Genomic DNA, 26,444 nt, shown 5'->3' with positions numbered 1-26,444 from the left:
AGCCCGCCATGTCTCTTCTTCCTTCCCTGCGCCGCCTGCTGCAGACCGCCGCGCTTGCCATGATGATCGCCCCGGTCCACGCCGCCGGCACCGACCTTGCGCTGACCCATTTCAATCCGGGCAACGACGCCATTTTCCAAGTGTCTTCGGTGCTGGTCAGCGGCCAGCGCGAAGCCATCCTGATCGATGCCCAGTTCGGCAAATCGCAAGCCGAAAAGGTGGTTGACATGGTGCGCGCCAGCGGCAAGAAGCTGACCACCATCTACATCAGCCACGGCGATCCCGACTTCTACTTCGGCCTGGACACGGTGCTGGCGGCCTTCCCCGATGCCCGCGTCGTGGCCACCGAGCCGACCGTGCGGCACATCAAAGAAACCGTGGACGGCAAGATCGCGTTCTGGGGCCCGAAGCTGGGCGCCGATGCCCCCACCAAGGCCGTCATCCCGCAGGTGCTGCAAGGCCGCACGCTGACGCTCGAAGGCAAGACGCTGGAAATCACCGGACTGGACGGCCCGCAGCCGGACCGCAGCTTCGTGTGGATCCCGTCGCTCAAGGCCGTGGTGGGCGGCGTGGTGGTATTCGGCAACCTGCACGTGTGGATGGCCGACACGCAAACGCCGCAATCGCACAAGGACTGGCTGGCCACGCTGGCGCGCATTGAAAAGCTGGCCCCCGTCACCGTCATTCCCGGCCACTATGCCCCGGGCGCCCCGCTGAACCTGGAATCCGTCCGCTACACGCAAGGCTACATCCGCGCCTTCGACACGCAAGCCGCCAAGGCCGCCGACAGCGCCGCACTGATCGCCGCCATGACGGCGCAGTACCCCAAAGCGGGCGCGGCCGCGTCGCTGGACCTCAGCGCCAAAGTCGCCAAGGGCGAAATGAAGTGGTGACAGGCAGCGCAGGTGGCTAGGGGAGCCCTTTGCCGCCTGCTCCTGCTATACGCTACCCCATTGCCGCCAGCATCAGGTCCAGGTTCTGCACCGCCGCGCCGGAGGCGCCCTTGCCCAGGTTGTCGAACACCGCGGTCAAGAGCACCTGGCCATGCTGGTCGTTGCCATAGACCGCCAGACGCAAATCGTTGGTGCCGTTGAGCGCCTGCGGATCCAAATGCGTGTGGCCTCCAGCTTCCTCACGGTCCACCACCTGCACATGCGTCGTGCCGGCATAGTGCCGCTGCAGGCAGTCATGCAATTGCTGACGGGTCACGCCCGCCGGCAACAGACGCAGATGCAGCGGAATCGTCAACACGATGCCTTGGCGGAACGCGCCATACGCCGGCACGAACGCGGGCCGTTGCGTCAGCCCGGCATGCGCTTCGATTTCGGGCGTGTGCTTGTGCGCCAGGCCCAGCCCGTACAGCTGGAACGCCGGGCCTTTCGCGCCATCCGCCCCTTCATAGGCGTCCACGCTGGCGCGGCCACCGCCCGAATAGCCCGACACCGCGTGCACCACGGCCGGGTAGTCGGCAGGCACCAGGCCGGCCTGGATCAAGGGGCGCAGCAAGGCAATGGCCCCCGTCGGATAGCAGCCCGGGTTGCTGACGCGCTTGGCATGGGCGATCTTGTCCGCCTGCCCCGCTTCCATTTCAGGAAAGCCGTACACCCAGCCCGCCGTCGTACGGTGCGCCGAACTGGCGTCGATCACTCGCACCTTCGGGTTCACGACGGACGCCGCCGCCTGGCGGGCCGGCTCATCCGGCAGGCACAGGATGGCCACGTCGCTGGCGTTGATGGCTTCGGCGCGGCGCTGCGGATCCTTGCGTTCGGCCTCGGGCAACGTCAGCAAGCGCAGATCGGTCCGGCCGTTCAGGCGTTCGTGGATCTGCAGGCCGGTGGTGCCTTGGTCGCCGTCGATAAAGACAAGAGGATGGGTCATGACGTGCTCCGTCCCGGTCGGGAGGTGGGGGTTGTGGCTGAGGGGTACTACCGAGTTCGTATCATCGATCTGCGCCGAACATAAGAAAAGTCGAATATCATGACCGTTGAATTCATCTTTTCTGAATGAAACGCCCATGCGCGAAATCAGCCTTGACCGCTTGCGCACCCTGGTGGCCATTGCCGACCTGGGCTCTTTCGCGGATGCCGCCCGCGCCCTGCACCTGGCGCCCCCCACTGTCAGCCTGCACGTGGCCGATCTTGAGGCCCGCATCGGCGCACCGCTCTTGACCCGCAAACGCGGCCAGGTGCGGCCGACCACCATCGGCGAAACGCTGCTGGAACGCGCGCGCCGCCTCCTGGCCGAGGCCGACCAGGCCCTGGACGACGTGCAACGGCAGGTGCAGGGCCTGTCCGGTCGCGTGCGGTTGGGCGCGTCCACCGGCGCCATCGCCCATCTGCTGCCGCAAGCGCTGGAGTCGCTGGGCCGCCATCACCCCGGTATCGATGTGCAGGTCGCGGTACTGACCTCTCAGGAAACCTTGCAGCGCCTGCATGACGGCACGCTGGATGTGGGGCTGGTGGCGTTGCCGCAGCCGCCGATCGATGGCCTGGTGCTCAAGCCCTGGCGCCGCGACCCCGTCATGGCGTTCCTGCCCGCCGGCTGGCCGGCGCCCGCGCGCGTCACCCCGGCCTGGCTGGCGGACCGGCCGCTGATCCTGAACGACGCCACCACGCGGCTGTCGCGCCAGACCGGCGAATGGTTCGCCGGCGCCGGCTTGAACCCGCGCGCCCGTATCCAGCTGAACTACAACGACGCGATCAAGAGCCTGGTGGCCGCCGGCTACGGGGCCACGCTGCTGCCGCACGAAGCGACCGCGCCGCAACCCGATCCGCGCATCGCCATGCGCCCGCTGCGGCCCGCGCTATGGCGCCCGCTTGGCATCGCGCACCGCGCCGAGAAGGTGGAACAGGCGACCCGGCACGTACTGGACGTGCTGTGGGAACTACGGGCGGCAAGCGGCGGCGGATAAGGGCCCAGGCGGGAGGCCGCCGGCACGGGGGTCGACGCGGACTCAGCCGGCGCTGACGCAGGATAGGTAGACATGTGGATGCGGGATATCAAGGAAACAGCAGAAGGAGTGCACCCGGGTTTGCGCCGGGTCATTTATATCGCCTAACGATATATATTAGAATCGGCATGTGAAAATGTCTCCGTCCCCCACTCCGCTGTCGCCCGCCGATTACGAACTGCTGGCCGACTTCCGCTACGCATTGCGCACGTTCGCCGCCTTCAGTGAAGGCGCCGCCGCGGCATTGGCATTGACCCCGCAGCAGCACCAGACCTTGTTGGCCATCAAAGGCACGCGCAAAAGCCCCTCGGGACGGCGCGGCCTGTACGTGGGTGAAATTGCCGACCGCCTGCTGATCCGCCCGCACACGGCGGCCGAACTGGTCGGCCGGCTTGCCCGCCTTGACCTCGTCAGCCGGGAGGCCGACCCTGAAGACGGCCGCCGCGTCGAGGTCGTGCTGACCCCGAAAGCCGAACGCGTGCTGGAAGACCTGTCCGCTTCGCACCTGGAGGAACTGCGCGCCATGCGGCCCTTGCTGGCGCGCTTGCTGACGCGCATCGGCGGCGACCCCGCCTGAAGTCCCTCGCTGGCGTTTCGCGGCGCACCGCCGCCACGTGATAAATTGTCGTCCCCCGACATATTTGAAGCACGCGAGGAGATCGTTTTGGGTGTGGCAATCAAGCGCTGGCTGAGCGCGTTCGCGCCGGCGCCCGTCGGCGTCAACCGGCGCGAGAAGCTGTACGGCGTCCTGGGCGCGCTTGTCGGGCTGTTCTGCACGGAATGGGTGGGCCGCCATGCGCTGGGCAGCGCCAACCCGTGGTTCATCGCCCCGATGGGCGCGTCCGCCGTGTTGCTGTTCGCCGCCCCCGCCAGCCCGCTGGCCCAGCCGTGGTCCATCCTGGCGGGCAACCTGGTGTCTGCCGTGATCGGCGTTTTCTGCGCGCAGATGATTCCGGTGCCGGGCGTGGCCGCCGCCGTCGCCGTGGCGCTGGCCATCGGCGCCATGTTCAGCCTGCGGTGCCTGCACCCGCCCAGCGGCGCCGTGGCGTTGACCGCGGTATTGGGCGGACCTTCCGTCGCCAGCCTGAGCTACGGCTTCGTACTGTGGCCGGTCGGGTTGAACTCCCTGATCCTCCTGTGCATCGCCGTGGCATTCAATGGCGCACTCAAGCGCAACTACCCACGCCGCCACGCGGATCCGGCCCCGGGCCACCACACCCGCGACGCCGCTCCCAGCGCGCGGCTGGGCTTCAGCCGCGCCGACCTGGACGAAGCCCTGTCCCAACGCGGCGAACTGCTGGACATCAGCAAGGAAGACCTGGAAGACATCGTGCTGGCCGCCGAACTGCGCGCCAGCCTGCGCCGCTTCGGCGACGTGTCCTGCGCCGACATCATGTCGCGCGACGTCGTCACCGTGCAAGAGCAGGATCCGTTGGACTATGCGATCCGGCTATTCGACAAGCACCGGCTGCAGGCGCTGCCGGTGCTGGATTCGGCCGGCCGCTACGCCGGCATGCTGGCGCAGGGAGACGTGCTGGCGCGCAAGAGCCGGCTCGTGACCGCCACCGTCGACGGCGTTCCCGCCTCCGACCTGCTGGTGGCCGACTGCATGCGCAGCGAAGTGCCTTTCGCCACGCCGGGGCTGCCCGTGATCGAACTGGCGCGCCCCATGTCGGACAGCCTGCACTGCGTGCCGGTGCTGGACGCGTCGCGCAACTTGCATGGCCTGATTACCCAGTCCGACCTGGTGGCGGCCCTGTACCAGATGGCGGTGTCGGCCAGTTCGCAGGCGGCTGCGGGCGCGGACGCGGGCAAGCGCGTCGCCTGAGCCCTCCGTAGCCCTACGGATTCCTGTCCGCACTGGCCGCAAGGCATAATTTCAGGCGTGAACCCTTTATCGCGCACGCGCGCCCTCTTCTGCTGGCTATTGCTGTTCTGCCTGGGCGCCGCCTGGATCGCCCGCCAGGAATACGTCGACCAGTACGACCGCTTTTTCCAAAGCACCAGCATCGCCCAACGCATGCTGAGCCAGAAAACGGTGCAACACGAAGCCGTGCTGGCCACGTTGGCGGCGCTGTCGCACCCGCCCGCGCCTGAACGCCTGTACCCCAGCCTGCAACCGGCCTTGCCACAGTTACTGGGCCTGGGCTATCTGGCCGACGGCGCCTGGGCCGGCAGCCTGGCCGCGCCGCCGGGCCTGTCCGCTGCGCTGGAGCGCGCGCGCCAGCTGGGGCGGCCCGTCACCTTGCCGGTAGACCCCGCACGCTACTGGTTGATCGCGCCATCCAGCTGGAGCCTGCTGCTGGACGCCCGTCAACTGGTGCCTGCCGCCGACTTTCCGCCTGGTTTGGCCAACCTGAGCCTGACGGTAGACCGCGCGCCATTGCCGCTGTTGGACAAGCAGCCGGGGGATGCGCCGGGCCTGACGATGACGCTGCAAAAGCCGCTGGGCGCGGCCAGCCAGCCTTTCCCGATGCGCAGCACGCGCACGCTGACACCGGATGCGTGGCCCTGGATGGCGTGGCTGGCATGGGCCGTGGCCAGTGGGCTGCTCGTGGCCGGGGCGGTAGCGTGGCAACGGTCGCGCGCCGACGCGCGCCGGCAGCAGGAACAGGCGCGCCTGGCGGCCATGGCACGCTTGAGCACGCTGGGCGAAATGGCCGCAGGCATCGCCCATGAGCTGAACCAGCCCCTGACCGCCATCCTGGCGCACACCCGCGCCGCCGGACGCCTGCTGGACGACGAAGAAGAACGCCCCGCCGTGCGCCACGCCTTGCTGGCAAGTTCTGAACAGGCGAAACGCGCCGCCGACATCATCAGCCGCATGCGCGCCCTGGTGCAGCCCAGTTCGCCCGCGCAGCGCGAAGCCCTTGATCCGGACGCGCTGGTGGCGTCCTTGCGCTTCTTGCGCGAACCGGATCTGGCCCGGCAAGGCATACGCCTGGGATGGCACAACGCCAGTCCCGGCGCGCGCCCCCTGGGCGACCGCGTGGCGCTGGAACAGATCCTGCACAACCTCGTCCAGAACGCCGCGGACGCGTTAGCGGAGGCCGACGGCGCGCGCCACATCCAGATCGAGGGCCGCGCCGACGGCAACCAATACCTGTTCACCGTCAGCGACACCGGACCTGGCATTGCCGCCGATGCCCTGCCCCGGCTGTTCGCGCCGTTCTTCACCACGCGGCCGCAGGGCATGGGCTTGGGGCTGGCGCTATGCGACACGTTGGCCGGCGCCATGGACGGCCGCATCGCCGCCCGCAACTTGACCCCCGCCGGCGCCTGCTTCACCGTCAGCCTGCCGCGTTCGGGAGCCTCCTCATGACCGCCACCGACGCGCGCACCCTCGCGCTTTCCCCCCAGGTCTATCTGGTCGACGACGACGACGCCGTGCGCGATGGGCTGGCGCTGCTGTTGCGCAGCGTCGGCCTGCGCAGCGCCGGTTTCGGCGATCCGCTCGCCTTCCTCGCGCAGCTGACGCCCAGCGCCATCGGCTGCGTCGTGCTGGATATCCGGATGCCCGGCATCAGCGGGCTGGACGTGCTGAGCCGGCTGGCCGAACAATCCGACCTGCCCGTGGTCATGCTGACGGGCCACGCCAACGTGGACCTGTGCCGCCGCGCGTTCAAAGGCGGCGCCATGGAATTCCTGCAAAAGCCCGTCGACGACGACGTGTTCCTGGACGCCGTGCAGGCCGCCGTGCGCACGCACATCGCCAGCCGCGAACGGTTAGCGGTGACGCAAGCCGCCGCCGAACGGCTGGCGCGGCTGTCGGGGCGTGAGCACGAGGTGCTGGAACGCATCGTGCAAGGCATGAGCAATAAAGAAATCGCGCGCGAGTTCGACCTGTCGCCGCGCACGGTGGAAACCTACCGCGCCAATGTCTTCGCCAAGCTCGAAGCCGATTCGCTGGCGCAGTTGATCCGCCAATACGCCACGCTGCTGGACCCGGGCCCTCCGTAGCGCTACGGAGACGCCCGCGTATTCGGGCGTATACCGCCCGCCGCGGGTTTTGGCCACACTGACTGCTCCTACCGAATGTTCCCGAAAAGGACGCAGACCATGAACCGTTTCTCGCTTGCCACCTTGATCTCCACCCTGGCTTTTGCCGGCGCCGCCAACGCCGCCGTGCTGAGCGAAAGCAACCTGTCGATGGCCGATGCGCAGAAGCTCGCCACCGCCACCGTCGCCGCCTGCCAGGCCAAGGGCTACAACGTGAGCGCCTCGGTCGTGGACCGCGCCGGCCTGCTCAAGGCCTTTGCGCGCGCCGACAACGCCGGCCCGCATACCATCGAAGCCAGCCGCGCCAAGGCCTTCACCGCCGTGTCCGCCAAGACCCCGACGCTGACCATGATGGAAAACGCGCAGAAGAATCCGGGCGCCGCCAACCTGACCGACATCCCCGGCTTCCTGCTGCTGGGCGGCGGCGTGCCGGTCAAGGCCGGCACCGCGGTCATTGGCGCGATCGGCGTGGCCGGCGCCCCCGGCGGCAATCTGGATGCCCAGTGCGCCGACACGGTGCTGGAAGAGAACGCTGCAATGTTCAAGTAATACGTGGCTGGGCGGGTGCTCGGACGCCCCTCAGACCCGCCCGGTTTCCCGCAAAGCGGGCCGCGCCACAGACCCGGCCTCTGCCAGCACGCACCCGCCACCAACGAAGAAACGCCATGCGACACTGCTGGACATTGCCGACCGTGGACCTCCGCCAATGCCCCTGCCGCCCTCCTCGCCGTTGCTGGACGACATTCTTCGCGCCTTACCCCGCCGCTACCGTGTTCCCGAGACGCTTGGCGAGGTCGCGGCGCCGCTGAATGGCGGTTCGTCGACCGCGCTTGCCATCGCGGTGGAACACGCCCGCCAAGCGCTGGCGGCCGGAGCGACGCCCGGCGCGGCAACGAAGCAAGCCTTCATCCAGGCGCTGGCAAGGTTGATCCATGACGCCGTGCGGGCAGAAGGCGGCGATCCCGCCTTCCAGGCCATCGTGCTGCGGCACCGGGCGCCGCAAGTGCGCGAGTTCGCGCATCTGTCCTCCACGGCCGATCAGGACCGCCGCCAGATCCATGCCGCCGTCAATGGCATCGCGCACCCCGCCAAGCTGCAACGCATGGCACCGGGCCAGGCCCGGGACGCTTTGGCAGCCCTGCAGGCCGCGGCGGCCTTGCCGTCGTGGACAGTGCTGTCCCAGGCCGCGCAGCGGCTTCGCGCCACGCAGGACAAACCCTTGGACCCCGCCGTGGAACGCGCGCTGGCCCGTCTGTTGGATGATCCGGCCCTGGCGCGTTTGCAACGCCTGGATGCCCTGGCGCCGGATGGGCAGGTGCGGCAATACCAGTCCCTATGGGATCGCCACGGCCCGCGCTCCGGCAGCCAGACTGCCGCCGCGCAAGGCTCGGCCGCACAGCGTCGGGGCGCGGCCGTCGAAGCCGTGGCCACCGAGGCGCTGGCCGCCCTGTCCCAACGGCTGAACGAGGCCGAAAGCGGCCCACCGCCCTACCGCGTCGTGACGTCGATGCTGGTGCCCGCATCGATACCCGCCAGCGCCGAACGCGCCAAGAGCGAGTGGGACGCCGTCCTGCTGCGCCAAACATGCACGAACGCCATCACGCCCGTGTGGGACGTCTGCCTGCTGCTTGAAGCCAAGGCGTCCATCGACGCGGCGACCGCGGACTTACCACGCTTGCAGCGGGGCTTGCGCCTGCTTGCGCACGCCGACGAACACGCCGTCTATCCGTTCCAGACCCGACAAGGGGTGGTGCATCTGCGCGGCGCATCGCTCAGGGCGCTGCCGGCCGATTCGCCCGATCTGGCGGGCACGGTGCTTTATTGCTGCGATGCGCCCGCCGACACCGCGCCGCGCCTGCTTAGCGCCGCCAGCCGGATGCAATTGCTGTCCGCGCCGGCCAGCGTGCAATATGCGTGCCAGCTGGAGGACGGGCGAAAGCCCGATCCCGAGGCGTTGGAATCGGTCTGGCGGCAATTGCTGGAATCGCCCCAATGGGCGCCAGTGCTTCAGCAGTATCCGATGCTGTGCCAGGTCCGCGAATTGATGGTCCACGTGGACGACCTGCGGGCGGCGGTGTAGCGTCGCCGGCCGTCTGCCCCCCGTCAGTCCACGCGCGTCCCTATCCCGTCCAGCGCACGGATCTCCGCGGCCGGCAGCACCAGCTTCGCTGCGGCAAGATTCTCGCGTAGATGGGCCACCGACGACGTTCCCGGGATGACGAGAATATTGGGCGAGCGCTGCAGCAGCCATGCGATCGCCACCTGCATCGGCGTGGCCCCTACGCGTTGCGCGACGTCCGTCAGCGTGGCGGATTGGAGCGGGCTGAAGCCCCCCAACGGAAAATACGGCACATAGGCGATGCCATCCTGCGCCAGCGCGTCGATCAGCGCGTCGTCATGACGATGCGCCAGGTTGTATTGGTTCTGCACGCAGACGATCTCGCAGAGCGCGCGTCCTTCCTGAACCTGCGTGGCGGTCACATTGCTCAGGCCGATGTGCCGGACCAGGCCGCGTTGCTGAAGCTTCACCAGCGCCGACAAGGGCGCCGCGATCGAGCCTTCCTCCGGCCCATGCACGCCGAACATGATGCGCAGATTCACGACGTCCAGCACGTCCAGCCCCAGATTGCGCAGGTTGTCCTCGACCGCGCTTTCCAAGTCAGCCGCCCCATCGGCGCGTATCCACGACGCATCTTCGCCCCGGCGGGCCCCGATCTTGGTGACCAGCGCCAGATCGTCCGGGTAAGGCGACAACGCCTCGCGGATGATCTGATTGGTGATGTGAGGCCCGTAGAAGTCGCTGGTGTCGATATGGTTGACGCCATTGGCCACGGCTTCCCGCAGCACGGCCAACGCCGCATTGCGGTCGCGCGGCGGACCGAAGACACCGGGCCCGGCCAGTTGCATCGCGCCGTAGCCCAGGCGCTTGACCCGCCGGGTTCCCAGCGCGTAAGTGTCTTGGTCCTTGTCTTCCTGGTGTAGCGGGGCCATGTCGGATCTCCTGGGCGAAACGCACAGGTTAGCCCTTTCCGGCGCCTTGGATAATCAGGCAAAAATGGCCCTGACGCACAGTGTGCATCAAGGCCATGCCATCCGATCCGCTGCGTCCTACCCCGCCGCGATCAGCCGAATGCCGCCGCTGCCGTCCCGTTCCAGCTGCGCCACCAGCCCCAGCTCCCAATCCAGGTATTCGCGGAACCCTCGGTCCCGCGCCGACAGGTCGTCGAACAGATACGGGCTGATGCTCTGGTCGTCGTCGCCGGTCAACACACCCTCGGCCCCGGTCGCCAGCGGCAAACCCTGCGCCTTCCACGCCCGCGTGCCGCCCAGCAGATGCTGGACCGGGCGCTTGCTGCGCCAAGCCAGCTCGGCCGCCACGGCGCTGGCCAGCACGCCGTCGGACGACGTCACCACGACAGCGCGTTGATCGTCCGGCGACAGGAACTCCGCCAGCCGATCCGGCGCTGCGAAGCGCGCGCCGGGCACATGGCCACGTTCATAGGCCACGCGCGATTCCACGTCGAACACGATGGCCTCGTCCGCGTCGAGCGCGGCTCGCAGTGCCGCTGCGCGCAGGGCCGGGGCATCGGGACGATGCCGCAGCACGCGACGGGGCTCGGGGCCACTTTGCACGGGGGCCTGCGCGGGCGGCTGATACAGATAGACCTCGACCGCGCCCAATTGCGCCAGCCAGGCGCCTGTCGTCAGTGCGCGTACGCCATCCCAATCCGCCAGCACGACGCGGGCGCGGCGCGTGGCCAGATACTCGTCGGTGGCCTGCACCAACTGGCCGCCCGGCGCCCAGCGCCAGCCTTCCAGATGCCCCGTCTCGTATTCCTCGCGGGTACGCACGTCGAACTTGTAGAGCGTGCGCGTCGCCTGCTCCGCTTCGAACGCCGCGAGCGTCGCCGCGTCGATGTACCCGATGCCGGCGCGGTGCGCCACGTCGCGGGCCTGTTCGCGCGCGGTGGCCAACGCCGCTTCGCCCGGCTCCGGCAAGGCCGCGTGTCGGCCATAAGCCAGTTCCCGGCCCGACAGCAGCCATTCCATCGTGCCGTTGCGCAAGGAGGCGACCCGGTTCGGGATCCCGGCGTCGATCAGCGTCTGCGCGCCGACGATGCTGCGGGTGCGGCCGGCGCAGTTGACCACGACAAAGGTGTTGGGATCGGGCGCCAGTTCGCGGATGCGGTAGACCAGTTCCGCCCCCGGCAGGCTGTGCGAGAACGGCAGCGTGAAATTGTGGAATTCCTCGGGCGTGCGGCTGTCCACCACAACGATATCGTCGCCGCGCGCCACGCGCTCGTGCAGTTCCTCGACGTCGATCCAGGGCGTGTGCTTCTCATGTTCGATGACCTCGCCGAACGCCTTGCTGGGCACGTTCGTGCCCGAGAACAGTTCCAGGCCCGCGCGCTCCCAGCCGTCCGTTCCGCCGGCCAGGACCGACACGTCGGTCCAACCCAGGCGGGTCAGTTTGGCCGCAGCCTGATGCGCCTGGGTTTCGTCATCGTCCACCAGCACGATGCGGGTATCGCGGCGCGGCACCAGCCGGTCGGCCAGCAGTTCCAGGCGCCACAGGGGCGCCGGCACGGCATATAACAGATGGCGGCGGGCATAGCGGCCGGCTTCGCGCACGTCCAACACGGCGATCTCGGCATCGCCGCGCAGTTCGTCCTGCAATTCCTGCGGTGACAGGCGCGCGTGATAGATGGCTGCGGGCGGCGAAAACGTCCGATACGTGCCGCCCGCGGTGCTTTCGAACACCACGCGGCCGTGCAACCGGTCCAGGGCCAGGCCATAAAAGTGCAGATGCGCGCCGGGCTCGTCGCCGACCAGTTCGATGGTGTGCACGTCGTCCGGTCCCAGCACGATCGATCCGCCTGGGCCAACGTCCACGCGCCGCACATGGGTCAAGGTATCGCGCAGCGGATCCTGGGTGGACGCGCGCGCATAAACCTCGTTGCGCTCGTTGCCGTTCACCCCGGCGATGATGGCCCACGTCGTATGGTCATGCGGCGGCTGCGCCTTGCCCGGTTCGCCCAGCGACAGATACAGGGCATAACCGCCGTCGATGTCCTCGGCCAGACGATAGATCGAGGTCGGGCGTCCCGGCACGACGGCAAAGGCCTCGGCGGAAAACAGGTCGCGGCGTTGCCCCAGCGCTTCCAGCAGCGTCGCCACCCGGGCCAGTTGCGCGGGCGTGGCTTGCGCCGCATCGGGCGCCAGTTGCCGGACCTGGGCGATGAAGGCGCGCACGGCGCGTGCGCGTTCGGTGTGCTTGCTGCGGGCCGGCGCGGCCGTTTGGGCAGAGGTGCTCATGGGATGACCTGGACTTCCTGAAATGAAGAGAAGTCCAGGCTACGTGCGCGTCCCGGACGCGACAACGTAGAAATGCGTCTATGGATATGCGGCGCGCGCTGCGGCGGGCGTCAGGCCTCGCCCTTCAACTCGCGATCCACGACCTCGCGCGTCAGTGTCGGCACGAACATCTCGATGAAATGGAACGCATAGCCGCGCAGCCACGCGCCCCGGCGAATGGCCAGCCGCGTCAGGTTGATCTCGAACAGGTGACGCGCATCGATGGCGGTCAGGCGGGTGTCGCGTTCGGCGTCCCAGGCCACCGCGGCCACGATGCCCACGCCCAGCTCCAGTTCCACATACGTCTTGATCACGTCCGCGTCCATCGCGGTCATCACAATGTCCGGTGTGATGCCTGCCCGGGCGAAAGCCTCGTCGATGTGGGCGCGCCCCGTATAGCCGCGCCCATACGTGATGAGCGGATAGCGCGACAGTTGCGACAGGCTGACGCCGTCATGCTCGCGCGCTAGCGGGTGGCCGCAAGGCACGATGATGCTGTGGCTCCATCGATAGCAAGGCAGGTTCACCAGCCCGGGATAGTCCGCCACGGCCTCGGTCGCCACGCCGATGTCGGCCTCGCCTTCCAGCAGCATTTCAGACACCTGCTTGGGCGAGCCCTGATGCAGATGCAGGACCACGTCGGGATAGCGCTGCCGGAATTCCTTGATGACCGGCGGCAACGCGTAGCGCGCCTGCGAATGCGTGGCCGCGATCGACAGCACGCCCTTGCGGCTGTCCGCGTATTCCGCGCCCGCGTGCCGGATGTTGTCGGCGCATTGCAGGATCTGCTCCACCAACGGCAGGATCAGTTCGCCGGGCGGCGTCAGGCCGATCAGCCGCTTGCCCGAACGCACGAAGATGTCGACACCCACCTCTTCTTCCAGCTCGCGGATCTGGCGGCTGACGCCGGGCTGGGACGTATGCAGGCTTTCGGAAACGTCGGTCAGGTTGAAGTCCTGGCGCACGGCTTCGCGCACCGACCGCAGTTGCTGGAAATTCATCGCGCGCCTTCAGCCCAGAAAGGCCAGTTGATTGCCTGATGGATCTTTCACGTACATGACGCGCGGCTGCGCGTCGGGCAGCGAACAAATGGGGTGATGCCCCGCCTGGCGCAAACGCGCCAGGACTTCATCGTAGGCAGGGAGATTGATGGCCAGGTAATCAGGTTTGACGGCCCGGCTGACCTCGGCCACGGGCGACAAAGACAACGTCGCCCCGCCCAGCGAAAATAGCAGGCGCTGGTCATCAGCACCTGCCACCTCTTGCAGGCCGATCACGCGGTGATAAAAATCCCGGACCGCTTCCGTCCGGCGCGACAAGAACGGAAGCTGTACCGATTCAATCGAAAGAAAGGGAGTCATGCCCTGCTGCCAGCCATGGAACAGGGCAAATTCTAGTACCCGCGGATACCACCGGACAAAGAGGTTGTAATTGCTTCTACATAGCCAGAAACCCTAAAGCGCAGGACTTATTTGCATATGTCTCAGGCACTGCGGCGCAAGGCATTGCGGGTGGCGACGAAGGCGTTATCCAAATCGCCGATCAGGTCCAGCGGGCTTTCCAGGCCAATGTGCAGCCGCACGACCGAAGGCTTGCCGGAACCCTGCTGCCAGACGCTGTGTTCGGCCAGGCGTTCGGGCGAGGCCTCCAGCGCCAGGCTTTCATAGCCGCCCCAGGATGCGCCGATCGAAAAGTACTGCAACGCGTCGATGAAGCGCGATGCGGCCGTCGGATCCGGGTTGCCGAAGGCGAACGACACCAGGCCGCTTGCGCCGCTGAAGTCGCGCCGCCACAGCGCATGGCCGGGGTCTTGCGGCAGTGCCGGATAGTAGACGCGGGCCACGTCCGCGTGCCCCGCCAGGTATTCAGCCACGGCCAGCGCATTCGCTTGATGGCGCGCCAGCCGCACGTCCAGCGTGCGCAGGCCCCGCAAGGTCAGATAGGCGTCGTCCGCGCCCACGGACAGGCCCAGCGCGTCGTAAGTCACGCCGATCTTCTGTGCCAGCTCCGCGCTATCGACGGTGACCACCCCCAACATCACGTCCGAATGGCCAGCCACGTATTTGGTGGCCGCCTGGATCGAGACGTTCGCGCCCAGCGCCAGCGGCTGGTAGTACAGACCGCCGCTCCAGGTATTGTCGGCCGCGACCAGCACGCCGTGGCGCCGCGCCGTGGCGGCCAGCGCGGGCAGGTCCAGCACTTCGAATAGCAACGAACTGGGGGACTCCAGATACAGCAACCGCGTGTTGGGCCGAATGCGCGACTCCAGCGCATCCTGCGCGGGCGAGAAATACTCGACCTCGATGCCGTAGCGTTGCAGCAGCGACTTGTCGACTTTGCGCACGGGTGAATAGACGCTATCGGCCACTAGCGCATGGTCGCCCGGCGCCAGCGTCGCCAACAGCACCAGCGCAATCGCCGACAGGCCGGACGGCGCCAGCACCGTCCGGTAGCCGCCCTCCAGCGAGGCCACCGCTTCCTCCAGCGCCTGGTGGGTATCCAGGCCGTGACGCCCGTAAGTCGCCACGCGATCGCCCGCGGCGCGCTGCTTGTTCAGGGCGGCATGGGTGGCGGTATCGGCAAAGCGCACGGTGCTGGTGCGCACCACCGGCACGTTCACCGGACCCGAGCCGCCCTTCAATTCCGGCGACCCGGCATGCACCAGCCGGGTTTGCACTTGTGCGTGGTCGAGGCTCATGCGCGCACCTCTTGGCCTGGCTTCATCTGGGTCGCGTTGTAATTCAGGATCTGGCCGGTGGCCAGGTCGATGCCGATGCGCCCCGACAACATTTCCAGCGGCTGGCCGTAAAGATGGAAATGCAGCGTCGGCGTGTCGCCGGTGACGTGGATGCTATGGATGTCGTCGGGCAGGAACGACACGGACTGTCCGGGTTGCACCACCACCTCGCGCACCTGCTCCAGCGTGGCGCGCCCTTCCTGAGAGCCGTCGTCGCTGCGGCGGTACACGCGGTTCAGTTCCTGCCCGGACAGCGCCACGATGGCGGCCCAGGTCGTATGGTTATGCGGCAACGTGGTCTTGCCCGGATTGATCGAATTCAGGTACAGCGCCGGTACGCCCGGCGCGTCGTCCGGGTTCAGCCGGTAGCGGGTGGACGCGCCCACGCCCTGCCCGGGTGCCGGCGGCGGAAAGTCGGACACAGGAAACAGTTCCTGGCGTTGTGCCAGTTGTTCCAGGCGCGCGGTCACCGCAGCCAGCCTGTCCCGGGTCACGGGGCCGTCGCCCAGCAGGCTTTGGATATCGGACAGCGCCGCCTGCACCTGCTGGCGGCGTTCTTTGGAAGTTGCGGATTCAGTGCTCATGGTCAGACTCCAGTAAAGATCACACCGCCAGGCGCAGCGGATCGAATGTCAGGTAGCTTGCGATAGGGTCAGGCGACGATTGGCGGGCCACGGCAGCGCCGGAAGACCGCTGCAGGAAGGCGCCCGTGCGTTCGCTTTGGGGTGAACCGAAGATGCGCGACGGGGGGCCGGATTCCACGATACGGCCCGCCTCGGTGAAGTACACGGTGTCGCTGACCTCTTCGGCAAAGCGCATCTCATGCGTCACCAGCATGCAGGTCAGGCCGTCCTGCACCAGGTCGCGGATCACGGTCAGCACTTCCCCCACCATCTCCGGATCCAGCGCGGATGTCACTTCGTCGAAGAGGATCAGTTCGGGTTGCAGCGTCAACGCCCGCGCAATGGCCACTCGCTGCTGCTGGCCGCCCGACAGCTCGCCCGGATAGGCACGTTCCTTGTGGTCCATGCGCACCTTGGCCAGCAACTCGCGCGCACGCGCCTCGGCCTGGGCCCGCGGCTGCCCGCCCACCTTGATGGGCGATATCACCAGGTTTTCCAGCACGGTGAGGTGCGGGAACAGGTTGTATTGCTGGAAGACGAAGCCCACGCGCTTGCGCAGCGCGATGAAGTCCGATTCCGTCTTCAGGCCGTCCACCCGCACATCGCCCACCTGGATCGTGCCGCGCTGCGGACGCAGCAAGCCGGTAATGCAGCGCAGGATGGTCGATTTGCCCGACCCGGACGGCCCGATGATGGACACGGCCTGCCCCTGCTTGACCTCGACGTCGATGCCCTTGAGCACCTCGGTCTCGCCAAAAGCCAGGTGGACGTCGCGCAGGCTGACCAGCGGGGAGATATCAATAATGCTCATGGCGTCGTTCCAGATACCGCGTCCAACGCGCGATGGGATAGCAATAGGCGAAGAAAAGCGCCAATAGAGTGAAATAGACCAGGATGGTGAAGTCGCAGCGGGCGACGGTGTTGCTGGCGACAGTGGCCGTGTCGACCAGGTCGTGCACGCCCACCAGCGAGGCCAGCGACGTGCTCATGGTGATGCTGGCCATCAGGTTCATCCAGGACGGCAGCATCCGCCGCACGCACTGCGGCAACACGATCATTCGGAAGATCTGCGTGCGCTTGAACGCCAACGACTGCGCGGCCTCCCATTGCGCGCTGGGAATGGACTGGATCGCGCCGCGGAAGATCTCGGCCACGTTGGCGCTGGCAGGCAGCCCAAGGCCGATCACGACTTTGATCCAGTCCGGAAACGGCAGGTACCACCCCGCCAGGTTCACCTCGAACGGGAACACATAGGTCGTGAAATACACCAGCACCAGGATGGGCGCGTTGCGAAACAGCAGCACATAGGCGCGCGTGACGCGCCGCAGCAGGCGCGACGGCGACAGGGACAGCGCACCCACCGCCAGCCCGAGCACGGTGCCCAGCGCCATCGCCAGCACGCTGATCTGGATGTTCATCCCCATCCCGCGCAGCAACGCCGGCGACCAATGCCACAGCGCCTGCACGGCGGCAGGCGTGGTGCCGGTGCCCGCCCACACGGCACCCAGCCCCACCAGCGCCAGCAACAGCCCGAACCACGGGTCCCGCAACAAAGCGGGCAGGAAGCGCCCGGAGGCCTGCGCGCGGCCGGCCTGCAATGCAAGGTCATTGGCCATAGCCGGGCATCCTCAAACGATCTTCCAGCCAGCGGCCCCCCACGCTGACCAGCCAGGTCAGCAGGCCGAAGTACAGCAGGATCAGCAGCAACAGCTCCAACACGTTATCGCGGTGCGACCAGATCATGATGGACTCATAGGTCACGTCGCCTACCGCGATGGCCGACGCAATGGCGGTCATCTTCACCAGGTCCACCAGGTTGTTCACCAGTGCCGGCAAGGCAAAGCGCACCGCCAGAGGCAGCTGCACCTGCGTGAGGATCTGCCGGCGCGAGAACGCCAGCGAACGGGCGGCCTCCATCGTCACCTGCGGCACGGCCTCGATCCCTGCGCGCAAGGCTTCCGCATGGAACACGCCCTTGTGCAAGGCCACCACGATTACGACCCAGGCGAACGGGGTGATCGGATTGCCGCCGCCCAGCTTCTGCGTGATCAGCATGTTCAGCACCAGGAACGCACAGTACAGCTGCACCAGCGTCGGCGTGTTGCGGGTCACTTCCACGAAAGCCTGCAAGGGCCGCGCCAGCCACGGCCGACCGCTGGTCAGCGCCGCCGCGATCAGCACGCCGAACAGCAGGCTGACCGGGATGGTCCATGCGCACAGTTGCAGCGTCACCAGCAGGCCGTGCCCGAACGCAGGCAGTTCGCCCGGGTCCTGCACAAAGCTGTAGTTCAGGCCCAGCGGCTTGAAGAATGCCACCCAGGCACGCAACACCGAATCGATCATGCGGTGGCCTCCAGCGTCTGTGGGAAGGCCAACGCCGCCACCGCCTGGCCGATGCGTTCCAGCGCCGCGTCGATATTCGCGTCGGATGCGGCGAACGACAGGCGCAGGTACGGCGACAAGCCGTACGCCGCGCCGCGCACCACTGCCACGCCCTCGGATTCCAGCAGCCAGTCCACCACGTCGCCATCGTCCTCGATGCGCCGGCCGTCGGGTCGCAATGCGCCGATCAGCCCGCTCACGCCGATCCAGGCAAAGAATGATCCCTGCGGCGCGTGCACGTGCACGCCGGGCACGGCGGCCAAGCCGTTCACGACCTGTTGCGCACGCCGTTCATACGCCTTGCGGGCGGTCTCGACGAAGCCGTCCGCCGCGCCTTGCAAGGCCGCCAACGCGGCCGCCTGGCCCAGCGAGCTGGGGCCGGAGGAAACCTGCGACTGCACCGCTTCCAGCGCATGAATCAAGGCCTCTGGGCCGGTGCCCCAGCCAATCCGCCACCCCGTCATGGCGTAGGCCTTGGACACGCCGTTGACGACCAGCGTGCGGCCAGCCAAGTCGGGCGCGGCACGCAACAGGTGCGCGGGCGGCTCGCCGAACCAGATCTCTTCGTACATCTCGTCCCACAGCACCAGCACATGCGGCGCGGCGCGCAGCACTTGCGCCAGCGCCCGCAATTCGTCGGCGGTATAGACCGCGCCGGTCGGGTTGCCGGGCGAGTTCAGGATCAGCCACTTGGTGCGTGGCGTGATCGCCTCGCGCAATGCGGCGGGCGTTAGTTTGAAGCCGTCTTCCGCCCGGGTGCCGACAATAACGGGCACGCCGCCGTTGATCCGCACCGCGTCCGGGAACGTCGGCCAGTACGGCGCTGGAACGATGACCTCATCGCCGTCGTCCAGGGTGGCGTTCAAGGCCAGGTAGATCACCTGCTTGCCGCCATTGGAAATAATGACGTTGGACGCGTCGACGTCCAGGCCGTGCCGCTGGCGGTAGCCGTCCGCCACGGCGCGGCGCAATGCCGCCGTGCCCGCGGTGGGGGTGTACTTGGTCTGGCCACGCTCCAGCGCGGCGCGGGCGGCATCCTTGATCGGGGCCGGCGTATCAAAGTCGGGCTCGCCCGAGGTCAGCACGATGATCGAGCGGCCCTCGGCCGCCAGACGCGCGGCACGGGCGCCGGCCGCGGCAATGGGCGACAGCTCGGCGCTGCGGGCTCGGCGGGACAACACGCCGGGAAACAAGGTTTCGGTCATGGCAGTACCTTTCCGGGATTCATCAGGTTCAAAGGGTCCAGCGCCTGTGCCAGGCCAATCTCCAGCAGGGAATCGGCCACGCCGGCCGTCATGGCTTGGCCTGCGCTTCGGGCGGCGCGCTGTCGAATTTGCCGGTTTGCGCCTGCGCGGTCGCCTGCTTCAGATAGTCCGCCGGCACGCCATGGCGATCGGCCTCCTTGACGAGCAAGCCCGTCTTCAGCCAGTCCTGGATCACGCTGTCGACAAAGGCGCGTGTATCGGCCTCGTTGCGGCGGGTCCAGATGACCGTCGGCGACGGGATCAATTGGTCGGAGGTGGCGAGTTCGAAGTCGTTCCACTCCTTGCCGTTCGGGCCATGCAAGGTCTCATACAGCGCCGGCTGAATGTGCACCGACGCGTCGCAGCTGCCGCCCTTGAGCGCCAGCAGCGATTCGGGAATGTTGCGCAAGCCCTTGACCACCGCGCCATAGGTATCCTGCAAGGGCTTGGCGAAGTTGCTGCCCTGCGACACGCAGGCCACCTTGCCCTTCAGATCTTCCCAGCGCTTGATGCCGCTTTTCTTCGACACCATCGCTGCGCCGCCCACCAGGTTATAGGGCGTGGGCGCGTAGCTCAGGATCTCGCTGCGCTCCTGCGTCCACTGGATGTTGGCAATCAACAGGTCGACCTTGCCGGCCTGCAGGAACTGCACGCGCGTGGACGCCGTCACCGGCACGGTTTCCAGCGTCACGCCCAAGCGTTTTGCGATGTCCGCGCCCAGTTCGGTCTGAAACCCTCCGACCTTTCCGGTCGCCGGATCCAGGACGCCGAACGGCGGGCTGGCCCCATCCACGCCGATCACGATCTTGCCGCGTTGCCTGACCTTGTCCAACGTGGCGTCCGCCTGCGCGGCACTGCTGGCCAATCCGGCCAGGCCGGCCAAGGCAACGGCGGCGGCCGTCTTCCATCCTGTTGTCTTCATGCTGATGTGCTTCATTTCTGCTTTCCGTTCTTGTCGTGTCCGCGCTCAACTGCCTTGCTTGGCTTTCGCATGCAGTTCCTGCAAGAGCGGCTGCGCCGGCTCCAGCCCCAAACGTTTTTCCGTGGCGATCAGCCAGCCCGTGCGGTGCCAGTCCTGCACCACCTTGTCGACGGCGGCGATGGTGTCGGTCTCGCCCTTGCGGGTCCAGACGACGGAATTGGCCGGCAGCACCTCGGTGGCGATGGGCGCGTGGTAAGCGGCCCATTCGGGGTTGTTGCGCAGCAAGGGGTGGATCAGCGTGGAATCGTGCACGGCCGCCACGCACTGGCCGCCGCGCAACGCCAGCAGCGAATCCGACGAGCTCTTGTAGCCCTTGACCACGGCGCCGTAATCAGCCGACAGGGGCTTGGCGAAGCTGCTGCCTTGCGACACGCACACGGGCTTGCCGCGCAGGTCTTCCCACTTCGCGATGCCGCTGGTCTTCAGGGTGGCCGCCGCGCCGCCGACGCGGAAGAACGGCGTGGGGGCATAGCCCAGGATTTCGGCGCGTTCCGGATTCAATTCCATGGACGCGATCAACAGATCCACCTTGCCGGAAATCAGGAACTGCGTGCGGGTGGCGGTCTGCACCTGCACCAGCTCCGCCTTCACGCCCAGGCCCCGGGCCAGTTCACGCGCCAGTTCCGGGTTCCAGCCCACCAGCTGCTGCGTGACCGGGTCCAGCGAACCGAACACGCCGCCGTTGGCCAGTACGCCGATGGTGACGGTGCCCCGTTCCTTGATCTTGTCCAGGGTGGCGTCGGCGTGGGCTGCGCCGGCGGTGAAAGCCAGTGCCAACGCGACTGCGGTGCGGGCGGTGCCCGGTATCTTGCGGATTGCCATGTTGTCGTCTTGTCGTATGCATTGAACGGAGGTCCATGCTGCGGGCCGCGGGCCGGCAAGACAAAGAAGACTTTCAGATATCCATATGCGGCGCGTCGTTCCCCAGGGCGAAGACGCGCCCGCCCCTATAACGATATGACACGGAACCGCACTACTTAAGCTTCACTTGCGCAGAAGCGATGACGCGCCGGTAGGTCGCGATGTCGTCCCGCACTGTCTGGTCCACGGCTTCGGGCGAGGTCGCCGCGATCGTGAATCCCAGGTTCTCCAGCAGCGCCGCGGTCTCGGGTTCACGCAGCACCGCCACCACGTCGTGGTTGATGCGGTCTACGATGGCGCGCGGCGTCGAGGCCGGCACTGAGAACCCTTGCCAGCTTTCGACCACGTAGTCCGCCAGCCCGGCCTCCTCGATGGTCGGCACATCCGGCAGCGCCTTGGACCGGTACGGCGTGGTGACGGCCAGGGCCACCAGCTTGCCGTTGCGGACGTTCTCGGTGGCCGCGGCCAGCGTGATCAGCATGGCGTCCACGTGCCCGCCCAGCACGTCCAGCGTGGCAGGCCCGCCGCCCGGATAAGGGATCTGATTGGTCTTGGCCCCGATGCGCTCGTTCAGCAGTTCCACCGCCAGATGCTGCAAGCTGCCCGTGCCGCCCGGCAGGGCCAGCGATATTTCGCCCGGCCGCCGCTTGACCAGCGCCACGAACTCCTCGAACGTCTTCACGCCCAAACCAGGCCGCACCACCAGCAATTGCGGGTTGACCACCGCCTTGGTCACCCCCTGCAAATCTTTGCCCGGGTCATAGGGCAGCTTGCCCGGCTGCAGCGCGTTCAGCGACAAGGCGTCACCGCTCAGCAGCAAGGTGTAGCCGTCGCCCCGCGCGTGCGCAACCGCCGCGTTGCCGATGGCGCTGCTGGCGCCGGGCTGATTTTCGACCACCACGCTTTGGTGCCATTTCTCGCCCAGCTTCTGCGCCACCGTGCGCGCCAGCTTGTCCGCGCTGCCGCCGGCCGAGACCGGGACGATGATCTTGACCGGCCGGTTCGGATAACGGTTGGCGTCTACACCCGGCACCGGTGTCGATCCGGCGAAATTGCTCAACAGCCCTGCCCCCAGCACCACGCCCGCCAGCAAGCCCACGCCCGCACGCCAGCCCCGCTTGCCCGCCCATTTTTGCTTGATGCTCATGCCACCGCTCCCGTGTCCACGCCGAACGCGCTGAACGGCTTACCCAGCACGGCATTCGAATGCCGGCCGTCCACGCCCACCGGCACGTCGCCCTCAAGCGTGATGCGGTACAGCACCCGCTCCACGTCCAGATAGGCGAAGTCGCCCGGCCCCTGGTGCGCGGTGGCCCGGTTGTCCCAGAACGCGATACTGCCCGGCTCCCAGCGAAAGCGTGCGGTGTACTCGGGGCGGGTGATTTCCTCGAAGAACAGGTTCAGCAGGTGGCGGCTTTCTTCTTCATTCACGTCCTTGATGCGCCGCGTGAAGCCCGGGTTCACGAACAGCGCCCGTTCACCCGTTTCAGGCAGCACCCGCACCACGGGATGCTCGGACACCAGCGGACTGGCCTGCACGCGTTGCGCGTAGACGGTCTGGTTGTCGAAATCACCGTTGTAGCCGCCGAACTGATGGCGTGCCCACAGCGTGTCCGCCAGCGCGCGCAACGCGGGCGACAGGTGCTCATAGGCCGCCACCAGGTTGGTGAAGACCGTGTCGCCGCCATACGCGGGCACCTGAGGGCCGGCGCGCAGGATGGATCCCGCCGGCGGATTGACCACGCCGGTCACGTCCGTGTGCCAGCGCTCGCCACGGCGGCCAGTCTTCGATGTGGACGAGATGGTGCGGATCTGCGGATAGCCTTCAGGCGGATTGGCGTCGTACGGATGGGCAGAGGTCGGCCGGCCGAAATGCTGCGCAAACGCCAGATGCTGCGCGTGATCAATGTGCTGGTCGCGGAAGAAGACCACCTTCCAGCGCAGCAGCGCGGCCTTGATCTGGTCGACCTCGTCGCCGCTCAATGGCCGGGTCAGGTCCACGCCGTGGATCTCGGCGCCGGTAAAGACGGAAAGCGGCCGGATCTCCAGCCGCGTGCTTGCTAGCGTGCTCATGTGCTGCCCCTGTCTGTTTGGTAAAAACAGGATAGGTGCGCCCCATGCGCTCAACAAATACCGATACGCAATGTGAAAATAGCGCGCAGCACGTGCTAGGTGCGAGCTAGGTGTCGAAGGCCATTGAACTTGAGGAAGCTGCGTCAGAGAGCGATCGCGCCGGAAGTCACTTGTATTGCGGCAGCAATCTTCTCTTCGCTGGAAAACAGGGTATCAGACTGCAATATCATAGATACCCCGTCCGAGGAAACCGATATGACATCGCAGCCACAACGCTTCCTGGATCATCTCGCCGCTCATGCCTGGACGGTGCTGCGCACCGCGCCCACCTCGACGCCAGCGGCCGCGCCGGGCGAGGCGCACGGCTATGGCGCTTTCCTGGCGACATTCACCGAATTGCACAACGCGAACCAGACACGCTGGTTCCTGAGCGCAGCCGACCATGACTGCACGGCGGACAGCTCCTTTGCCTGGCACACCCTGCGCGATATCAGCCTGGAGGCTGCGCTGGACGACGCCGGCCGGCAGGCGGTCCTGGACTTCTGGCAACAGCACACGCCGATCTACATGAGCGTTGCCGGCGATTACGAATTCCTGGCGATAGAACGCGACTCGGGCCGCATCGTGCACGGCATCGAGCCGGAATTCGAGGACACCCGCGACGTCGCCCCGAATCTCGCGGCCCTGTTCGAAGACATGATTGCGGGCCGCGCCACGGCGGCGCTACTGGCGTAACGTCGTATGCAACCGCCTACGCAGCCCCCTATGCCGTCCGATCTCAAGGCGTATACCCACGACGGTATTCCTGCTCAGGAAACTTGGTTGGACTGTGCAACCGCCGACGGTGGCCGGCTGCGCGTGGTGTTGCTTGCGGCCGATCCGCAGGCGGCGGCGCCGTTACTGGCACGAGCCCGCTCGATCGCCCAAGCTTTGGCCACGCACCGCAACGCGGCGCTGCATTTTCTCTGGCGCGCGGGGCGCGACAGCGGCGACCCCGAAGATCCGCCCGCGGCGTTCCTCGAACACTTCGTGCCATCGGACTTGGTCGTCTCGACCGACGGCGGTTACGTGCTGCACCTGACGCCGCGCGACGCGACCTGGTTCATGGATGGCTATTGGCCCTCCGTGCAGTTTGCCGTAGACGACGTGCCCATCGCCTGGGTCTGCGAATCCTGACCCAGGCCGTCGCGCAGCGCCGCCACAAGGCGTTGGGAAGTGCAACAACTGTGCATGCTTATGATGAACCCGCCTGGTTATGGGTTGCTGGCGGGTTGTGCCTGGAATGCTCGCGTTTGACGATCCAGGCTTTCCTTCCATTGCTCGCCCGGCTGAAACGCAAGCACGGCCGCGTCGCGCCCGGACGCGGCTAGGAAGGCGGGGTCTTGCAGTGTGTCTTGAAGTGCCTGCTCCAGCTTTTCCCGGATCGGGTCGGGCAGATTCGCCGGTCCGCCCATGCCGCGCTCTGATGAGTATCGCAACGCAATCCCGGCCTCGGCGGCTGTGGGGATGGTTTCGTTGTGGCGCTTGTCGCTGGTGATGGCGATGGCGGCGAAGGGACCGTTCGAATCGTTCAGCTCCGGCACTTCGCTAACCGTGATCAGGCCGTAGTCAATGTGATTGCCCAGCACGCCCAAGCGGATGTCGCCGCCGCCCTTGAACGGAACGCTGTTACCTCGTACGCCCTGACTGCGCTCCAGGTCCATCAGCGCCAGGTGTCCCGTCGTGCCGTCGCCGCTGTGCCCGAAGGACAGCGATTCGGACGATTGCTTGAGCTTTTGCACCAAGCCCGGTAGATCGTCTGGCGCACTTGATCCGCGGCGTTTGATGAATAACAGCGGATCGTCGACCAGGCGGGCGATGAGGCGGATATCTTCGGGCTTGTACTTCGCGCCCTTGCGCAGAGGCAGGTACACGAAGCCCGGAGCGTTGATCATGCCCAACGTGTAGCCGTCCGGCTTTGCCGCCGCTACGTAGCGCACGGCGATCTCCCCGCCTGCGCCGGGCTTGTTGATGACGATGATCCGCGCATTGGTGCCCAGGCGCTTCTCTAAGTGCTGCGCCACCAACCGGGCCATGACGTCCGTGCCCCCACCCGGCGCAAACCCTACTACCAACTCGATTGGGCGATCATCCGGCCAGGCGGCGCAGGCGGCGTTGGCAACCAACGCAAGCGTTGCGGCCGCGAAGAACCGCTTTATGGCATTTGCTTTCATGCTGTCTCCTCAAACGGCTGCTGTGAGCCGTTGTCTCCTAGTTGACCTGGATGCCCGCCGACTGAATGAGCTTGCGATACCTGTCCAGCTCCTGCGCCCAGAACGCAGTGAAGGCAGTCGGCGTACTCTGCCGCGATTCCGCGCCCATCGCGATCAACCGTTGCGAATAGTCGGCATCGGACATCACGGCGTTCAGCGCGCCGCTCAACTTGTCCACGATCGGGGCGGGCGTGCCGGCGGGCGCGGCCAGGCCGAACCATGTCGTCAGCTGCATCCCCGCCATGCCCAGCTCCTCGAACGTCGGCACGTCGGGGATGGCCTTGAGCCGTGTATCCGATGCGACGGCCAATGCGCGTACGCGCCGGCTCTGAATGTGGCCAATTGCGCCGTTGTCGAACATGAAGTCGAGCCGCCCGCCCATCAGGTCAGTCAGGGCGGGGTTGTTGCCCTTGTAGGGAACGTGCGTGACCTTGATTCCGTTGATTGAACTGAAAAGTTCACCGGACAGGTGCCCGGAATTTCCCGTGCCACCGGAGCCATACACGAGCGTGCCGGGTTGCTTGCGCGCAGCAGCCACGATGTCAGCGGGGCGTTTGAAGGGGGACTCGGCGGAAACGATAAGTACGCTGGGCACCAGCGCGACCTCACCGATCGGTGTGAAGTCCTTGATAGGGTCGAAATGGACCTTGGCGTAGAGATTGGGCGCCGAGACGTTGGCCGAACTGCTGGCGAGCAGCAGGGTATAACCGTCGGGCGCGGCGCGCGCGAACTGCGTGGTGGCGATCGTGCCGGATGCGCCAGCCAGGTTTTCCACTACAACCGTTGCGTTCAGGTGTTTGCCCAAGGCATTGCCCAACGATCGGCCGATAGTGTCCGCTGAGCCGCCTGCGGGCCATGGCACGATAAGACGTATAGGCTTGTCCGGATACGGTGCGGCAGCCAGAGCTATGGCGCTGAAAGCGGATGCCAGGCCCCCGCACGCCCAACGCCTGATGGGAAAGCGCATGTTTGTCTCCTTGGTGGAC

27 protein-coding genes are annotated in these 26,444 nt (G+C 66.9%); 10 read left to right on the top strand and 17 right to left on the bottom strand.

What is annotated here, in order from left to right:
* Positions 1 to 8 precede the first annotated feature (8 nt).
* Complete coding sequence (locus HG262_RS03925) at positions 9 to 893, top strand: MBL fold metallo-hydrolase (RefSeq protein WP_169269801.1); 885 nt, start codon at positions 9 to 11, stop codon at positions 891 to 893.
* Positions 894 to 945: 52 nt separating this feature from the next.
* Here the strand turns inward: HG262_RS03925 and argC are convergent, their stop codons facing one another.
* Complete coding sequence (gene argC, locus HG262_RS03920; protein WP_169269800.1) at positions 946 to 1,878, bottom strand: N-acetyl-gamma-glutamyl-phosphate reductase; 933 nt, start codon at positions 1,876 to 1,878, stop codon at positions 946 to 948.
* A 136-nt stretch (positions 1,879 to 2,014) separates the two neighbouring features.
* Here argC and HG262_RS03915 point away from each other — a divergent pair, with 136 nt between their 5' ends.
* From HG262_RS03915 to HG262_RS03885, 7 genes are all read left to right on the top strand, one after another.
* Positions 2,015 to 2,911: a LysR family transcriptional regulator gene (locus tag HG262_RS03915; protein ID WP_169269799.1), complete on the top strand. Its 897-nt coding sequence runs from the start codon at positions 2,015 to 2,017 to the stop codon at positions 2,909 to 2,911.
* Positions 2,912 to 3,086: 175 nt separating this feature from the next.
* A complete protein-coding gene (locus HG262_RS03910; protein ID WP_169269798.1) occupies positions 3,087 to 3,527 on the top strand; it encodes a MarR family winged helix-turn-helix transcriptional regulator in 441 nt (146 codons plus the stop codon).
* A gap of 87 nt (positions 3,528 to 3,614) precedes the next feature.
* Positions 3,615 to 4,778: an HPP family protein gene (locus tag HG262_RS03905; protein WP_169269797.1), complete on the top strand. Its 1,164-nt coding sequence runs from the start codon at positions 3,615 to 3,617 to the stop codon at positions 4,776 to 4,778.
* A gap of 57 nt (positions 4,779 to 4,835) precedes the next feature.
* Complete coding sequence (locus HG262_RS03900; RefSeq protein WP_169269796.1) at positions 4,836 to 6,272, top strand: ATP-binding protein; 1,437 nt, start codon at positions 4,836 to 4,838, stop codon at positions 6,270 to 6,272.
* Complete coding sequence (locus HG262_RS03895; protein WP_169269795.1) at positions 6,269 to 6,910, top strand: response regulator; 642 nt, start codon at positions 6,269 to 6,271, stop codon at positions 6,908 to 6,910. The genes HG262_RS03900 and HG262_RS03895 overlap by 4 nt, the downstream gene beginning before the upstream one ends.
* Before the next feature lie 99 nt (positions 6,911 to 7,009).
* Entirely contained in the window at positions 7,010 to 7,498 is a 489-nt protein-coding gene (locus tag HG262_RS03890) for a heme-binding protein (RefSeq protein WP_169269794.1), read from the top strand.
* Between the two features lie 157 nt (positions 7,499 to 7,655).
* Positions 7,656 to 9,029, top strand: a complete 1,374-nt coding sequence (locus HG262_RS03885; RefSeq protein ID WP_169269793.1) for a 3-deoxy-D-arabino-heptulosonate 7-phosphate synthase — start codon at positions 7,656 to 7,658, stop codon at positions 9,027 to 9,029.
* Between the two features lie 23 nt (positions 9,030 to 9,052).
* Here the strand turns inward: HG262_RS03885 and HG262_RS03880 are convergent, their stop codons facing one another.
* The 14 genes from HG262_RS03880 to HG262_RS03815 form a co-directional block, all read right to left on the bottom strand.
* Positions 9,053 to 9,940, bottom strand: coding sequence for an aldo/keto reductase family oxidoreductase (locus HG262_RS03880; RefSeq protein ID WP_169269792.1), 888 nt, complete (start codon positions 9,938 to 9,940; stop codon positions 9,053 to 9,055).
* A 117-nt stretch (positions 9,941 to 10,057) separates the two neighbouring features.
* The gene (locus HG262_RS03875) at positions 10,058 to 12,265 is read right to left on the bottom strand and encodes a rhodanese-like domain-containing protein (protein ID WP_169269791.1); all 2,208 of its coding nucleotides are present in this window, start codon (positions 12,263 to 12,265) and stop codon (positions 10,058 to 10,060) included.
* Positions 12,266 to 12,375: 110 nt separating this feature from the next.
* Positions 12,376 to 13,305 (bottom strand): CysB family HTH-type transcriptional regulator, encoded by a 930-nt coding sequence (locus HG262_RS03870; RefSeq protein WP_169269790.1) that lies wholly within the window; start codon positions 13,303 to 13,305, stop codon positions 12,376 to 12,378.
* Positions 13,306 to 13,314: 9 nt separating this feature from the next.
* A complete protein-coding gene (locus tag HG262_RS03865; RefSeq protein WP_169269789.1) occupies positions 13,315 to 13,665 on the bottom strand; it encodes a VOC family protein in 351 nt (116 codons plus the stop codon).
* A gap of 122 nt (positions 13,666 to 13,787) precedes the next feature.
* Complete coding sequence (gene metC / locus HG262_RS03860) at positions 13,788 to 15,002, bottom strand: cystathionine beta-lyase (protein ID WP_169269788.1); 1,215 nt, start codon at positions 15,000 to 15,002, stop codon at positions 13,788 to 13,790.
* Positions 14,999 to 15,625: a cysteine dioxygenase family protein gene (locus HG262_RS03855; RefSeq protein ID WP_169269787.1), complete on the bottom strand. Its 627-nt coding sequence runs from the start codon at positions 15,623 to 15,625 to the stop codon at positions 14,999 to 15,001. Before HG262_RS03855 ends, metC begins: the two co-directional genes overlap by 4 nt.
* A 19-nt stretch (positions 15,626 to 15,644) precedes the next feature.
* Positions 15,645 to 16,475 carry an amino acid ABC transporter ATP-binding protein gene (locus tag HG262_RS03850; RefSeq protein ID WP_169269786.1) on the bottom strand — a complete coding sequence of 277 codons (831 nt, stop codon included), beginning with the start codon at positions 16,473 to 16,475 and terminating at the stop codon, positions 15,645 to 15,647.
* Positions 16,462 to 17,280, bottom strand: a complete 819-nt coding sequence (locus tag HG262_RS03845; RefSeq protein ID WP_169269785.1) for an amino acid ABC transporter permease — start codon at positions 17,278 to 17,280, stop codon at positions 16,462 to 16,464. Before HG262_RS03845 ends, HG262_RS03850 begins: the two co-directional genes overlap by 14 nt.
* On the bottom strand, positions 17,270 to 18,007 hold the full coding sequence (locus HG262_RS03840) for an amino acid ABC transporter permease (RefSeq protein ID WP_169269784.1): 738 nt from the start codon (positions 18,005 to 18,007) through the stop codon (positions 17,270 to 17,272). Before HG262_RS03840 ends, HG262_RS03845 begins: the two co-directional genes overlap by 11 nt.
* Complete coding sequence (locus HG262_RS03835) at positions 18,004 to 19,251, bottom strand: pyridoxal phosphate-dependent aminotransferase (RefSeq protein ID WP_169269783.1); 1,248 nt, start codon at positions 19,249 to 19,251, stop codon at positions 18,004 to 18,006. Before HG262_RS03835 ends, HG262_RS03840 begins: the two co-directional genes overlap by 4 nt.
* An 88-nt stretch (positions 19,252 to 19,339) precedes the next feature.
* Positions 19,340 to 20,227: a transporter substrate-binding domain-containing protein gene (locus HG262_RS03830; RefSeq protein WP_211186947.1), complete on the bottom strand. Its 888-nt coding sequence runs from the start codon at positions 20,225 to 20,227 to the stop codon at positions 19,340 to 19,342.
* A 30-nt stretch (positions 20,228 to 20,257) separates the two neighbouring features.
* Entirely contained in the window at positions 20,258 to 21,094 is an 837-nt protein-coding gene (locus HG262_RS03825; protein ID WP_169269782.1) for a transporter substrate-binding domain-containing protein, read from the bottom strand.
* Between the two features lie 151 nt (positions 21,095 to 21,245).
* Positions 21,246 to 22,280: a tripartite tricarboxylate transporter substrate binding protein gene (locus HG262_RS03820; protein WP_169269781.1), complete on the bottom strand. Its 1,035-nt coding sequence runs from the start codon at positions 22,278 to 22,280 to the stop codon at positions 21,246 to 21,248.
* The gene (locus HG262_RS03815; RefSeq protein ID WP_169269780.1) at positions 22,277 to 23,206 is read right to left on the bottom strand and encodes a TauD/TfdA family dioxygenase; all 930 of its coding nucleotides are present in this window, start codon (positions 23,204 to 23,206) and stop codon (positions 22,277 to 22,279) included. Before HG262_RS03815 ends, HG262_RS03820 begins: the two co-directional genes overlap by 4 nt.
* A gap of 255 nt (positions 23,207 to 23,461) precedes the next feature.
* Between HG262_RS03815 and HG262_RS03810 the strand changes: the two genes are divergently transcribed.
* Positions 23,462 to 23,941 (top strand): hypothetical protein, encoded by a 480-nt coding sequence (locus HG262_RS03810; protein WP_169269779.1) that lies wholly within the window; start codon positions 23,462 to 23,464, stop codon positions 23,939 to 23,941.
* An 87-nt stretch (positions 23,942 to 24,028) separates the two neighbouring features.
* Complete coding sequence (locus HG262_RS03805; RefSeq protein WP_248293227.1) at positions 24,029 to 24,382, top strand: hypothetical protein; 354 nt, start codon at positions 24,029 to 24,031, stop codon at positions 24,380 to 24,382.
* Positions 24,383 to 24,459: 77 nt separating this feature from the next.
* On the opposite strand, the gene HG262_RS03800 is transcribed toward HG262_RS03805, so the two are convergent.
* Together HG262_RS03800 and HG262_RS03795 are read right to left on the bottom strand one after the other, a co-directional pair.
* Entirely contained in the window at positions 24,460 to 25,419 is a 960-nt protein-coding gene (locus HG262_RS03800) for a tripartite tricarboxylate transporter substrate binding protein (protein ID WP_169269777.1), read from the bottom strand.
* 37 nt (positions 25,420 to 25,456) lie between these two features.
* Positions 25,457 to 26,425, bottom strand: coding sequence for a tripartite tricarboxylate transporter substrate binding protein (locus tag HG262_RS03795; protein WP_169269776.1), 969 nt, complete (start codon positions 26,423 to 26,425; stop codon positions 25,457 to 25,459).
* Positions 26,426 to 26,444 lie beyond the last annotated feature (19 nt).

The organism is Achromobacter sp. Bel, from assembly GCF_012928505.1.
Classification (GTDB): Bacteria; Pseudomonadota; Gammaproteobacteria; order Burkholderiales; family Burkholderiaceae_B; genus Achromobacter.
Note: the sequence above shows the minus strand (reverse complement) of the source record. Positions and strands in the feature narration are given on the sequence as shown.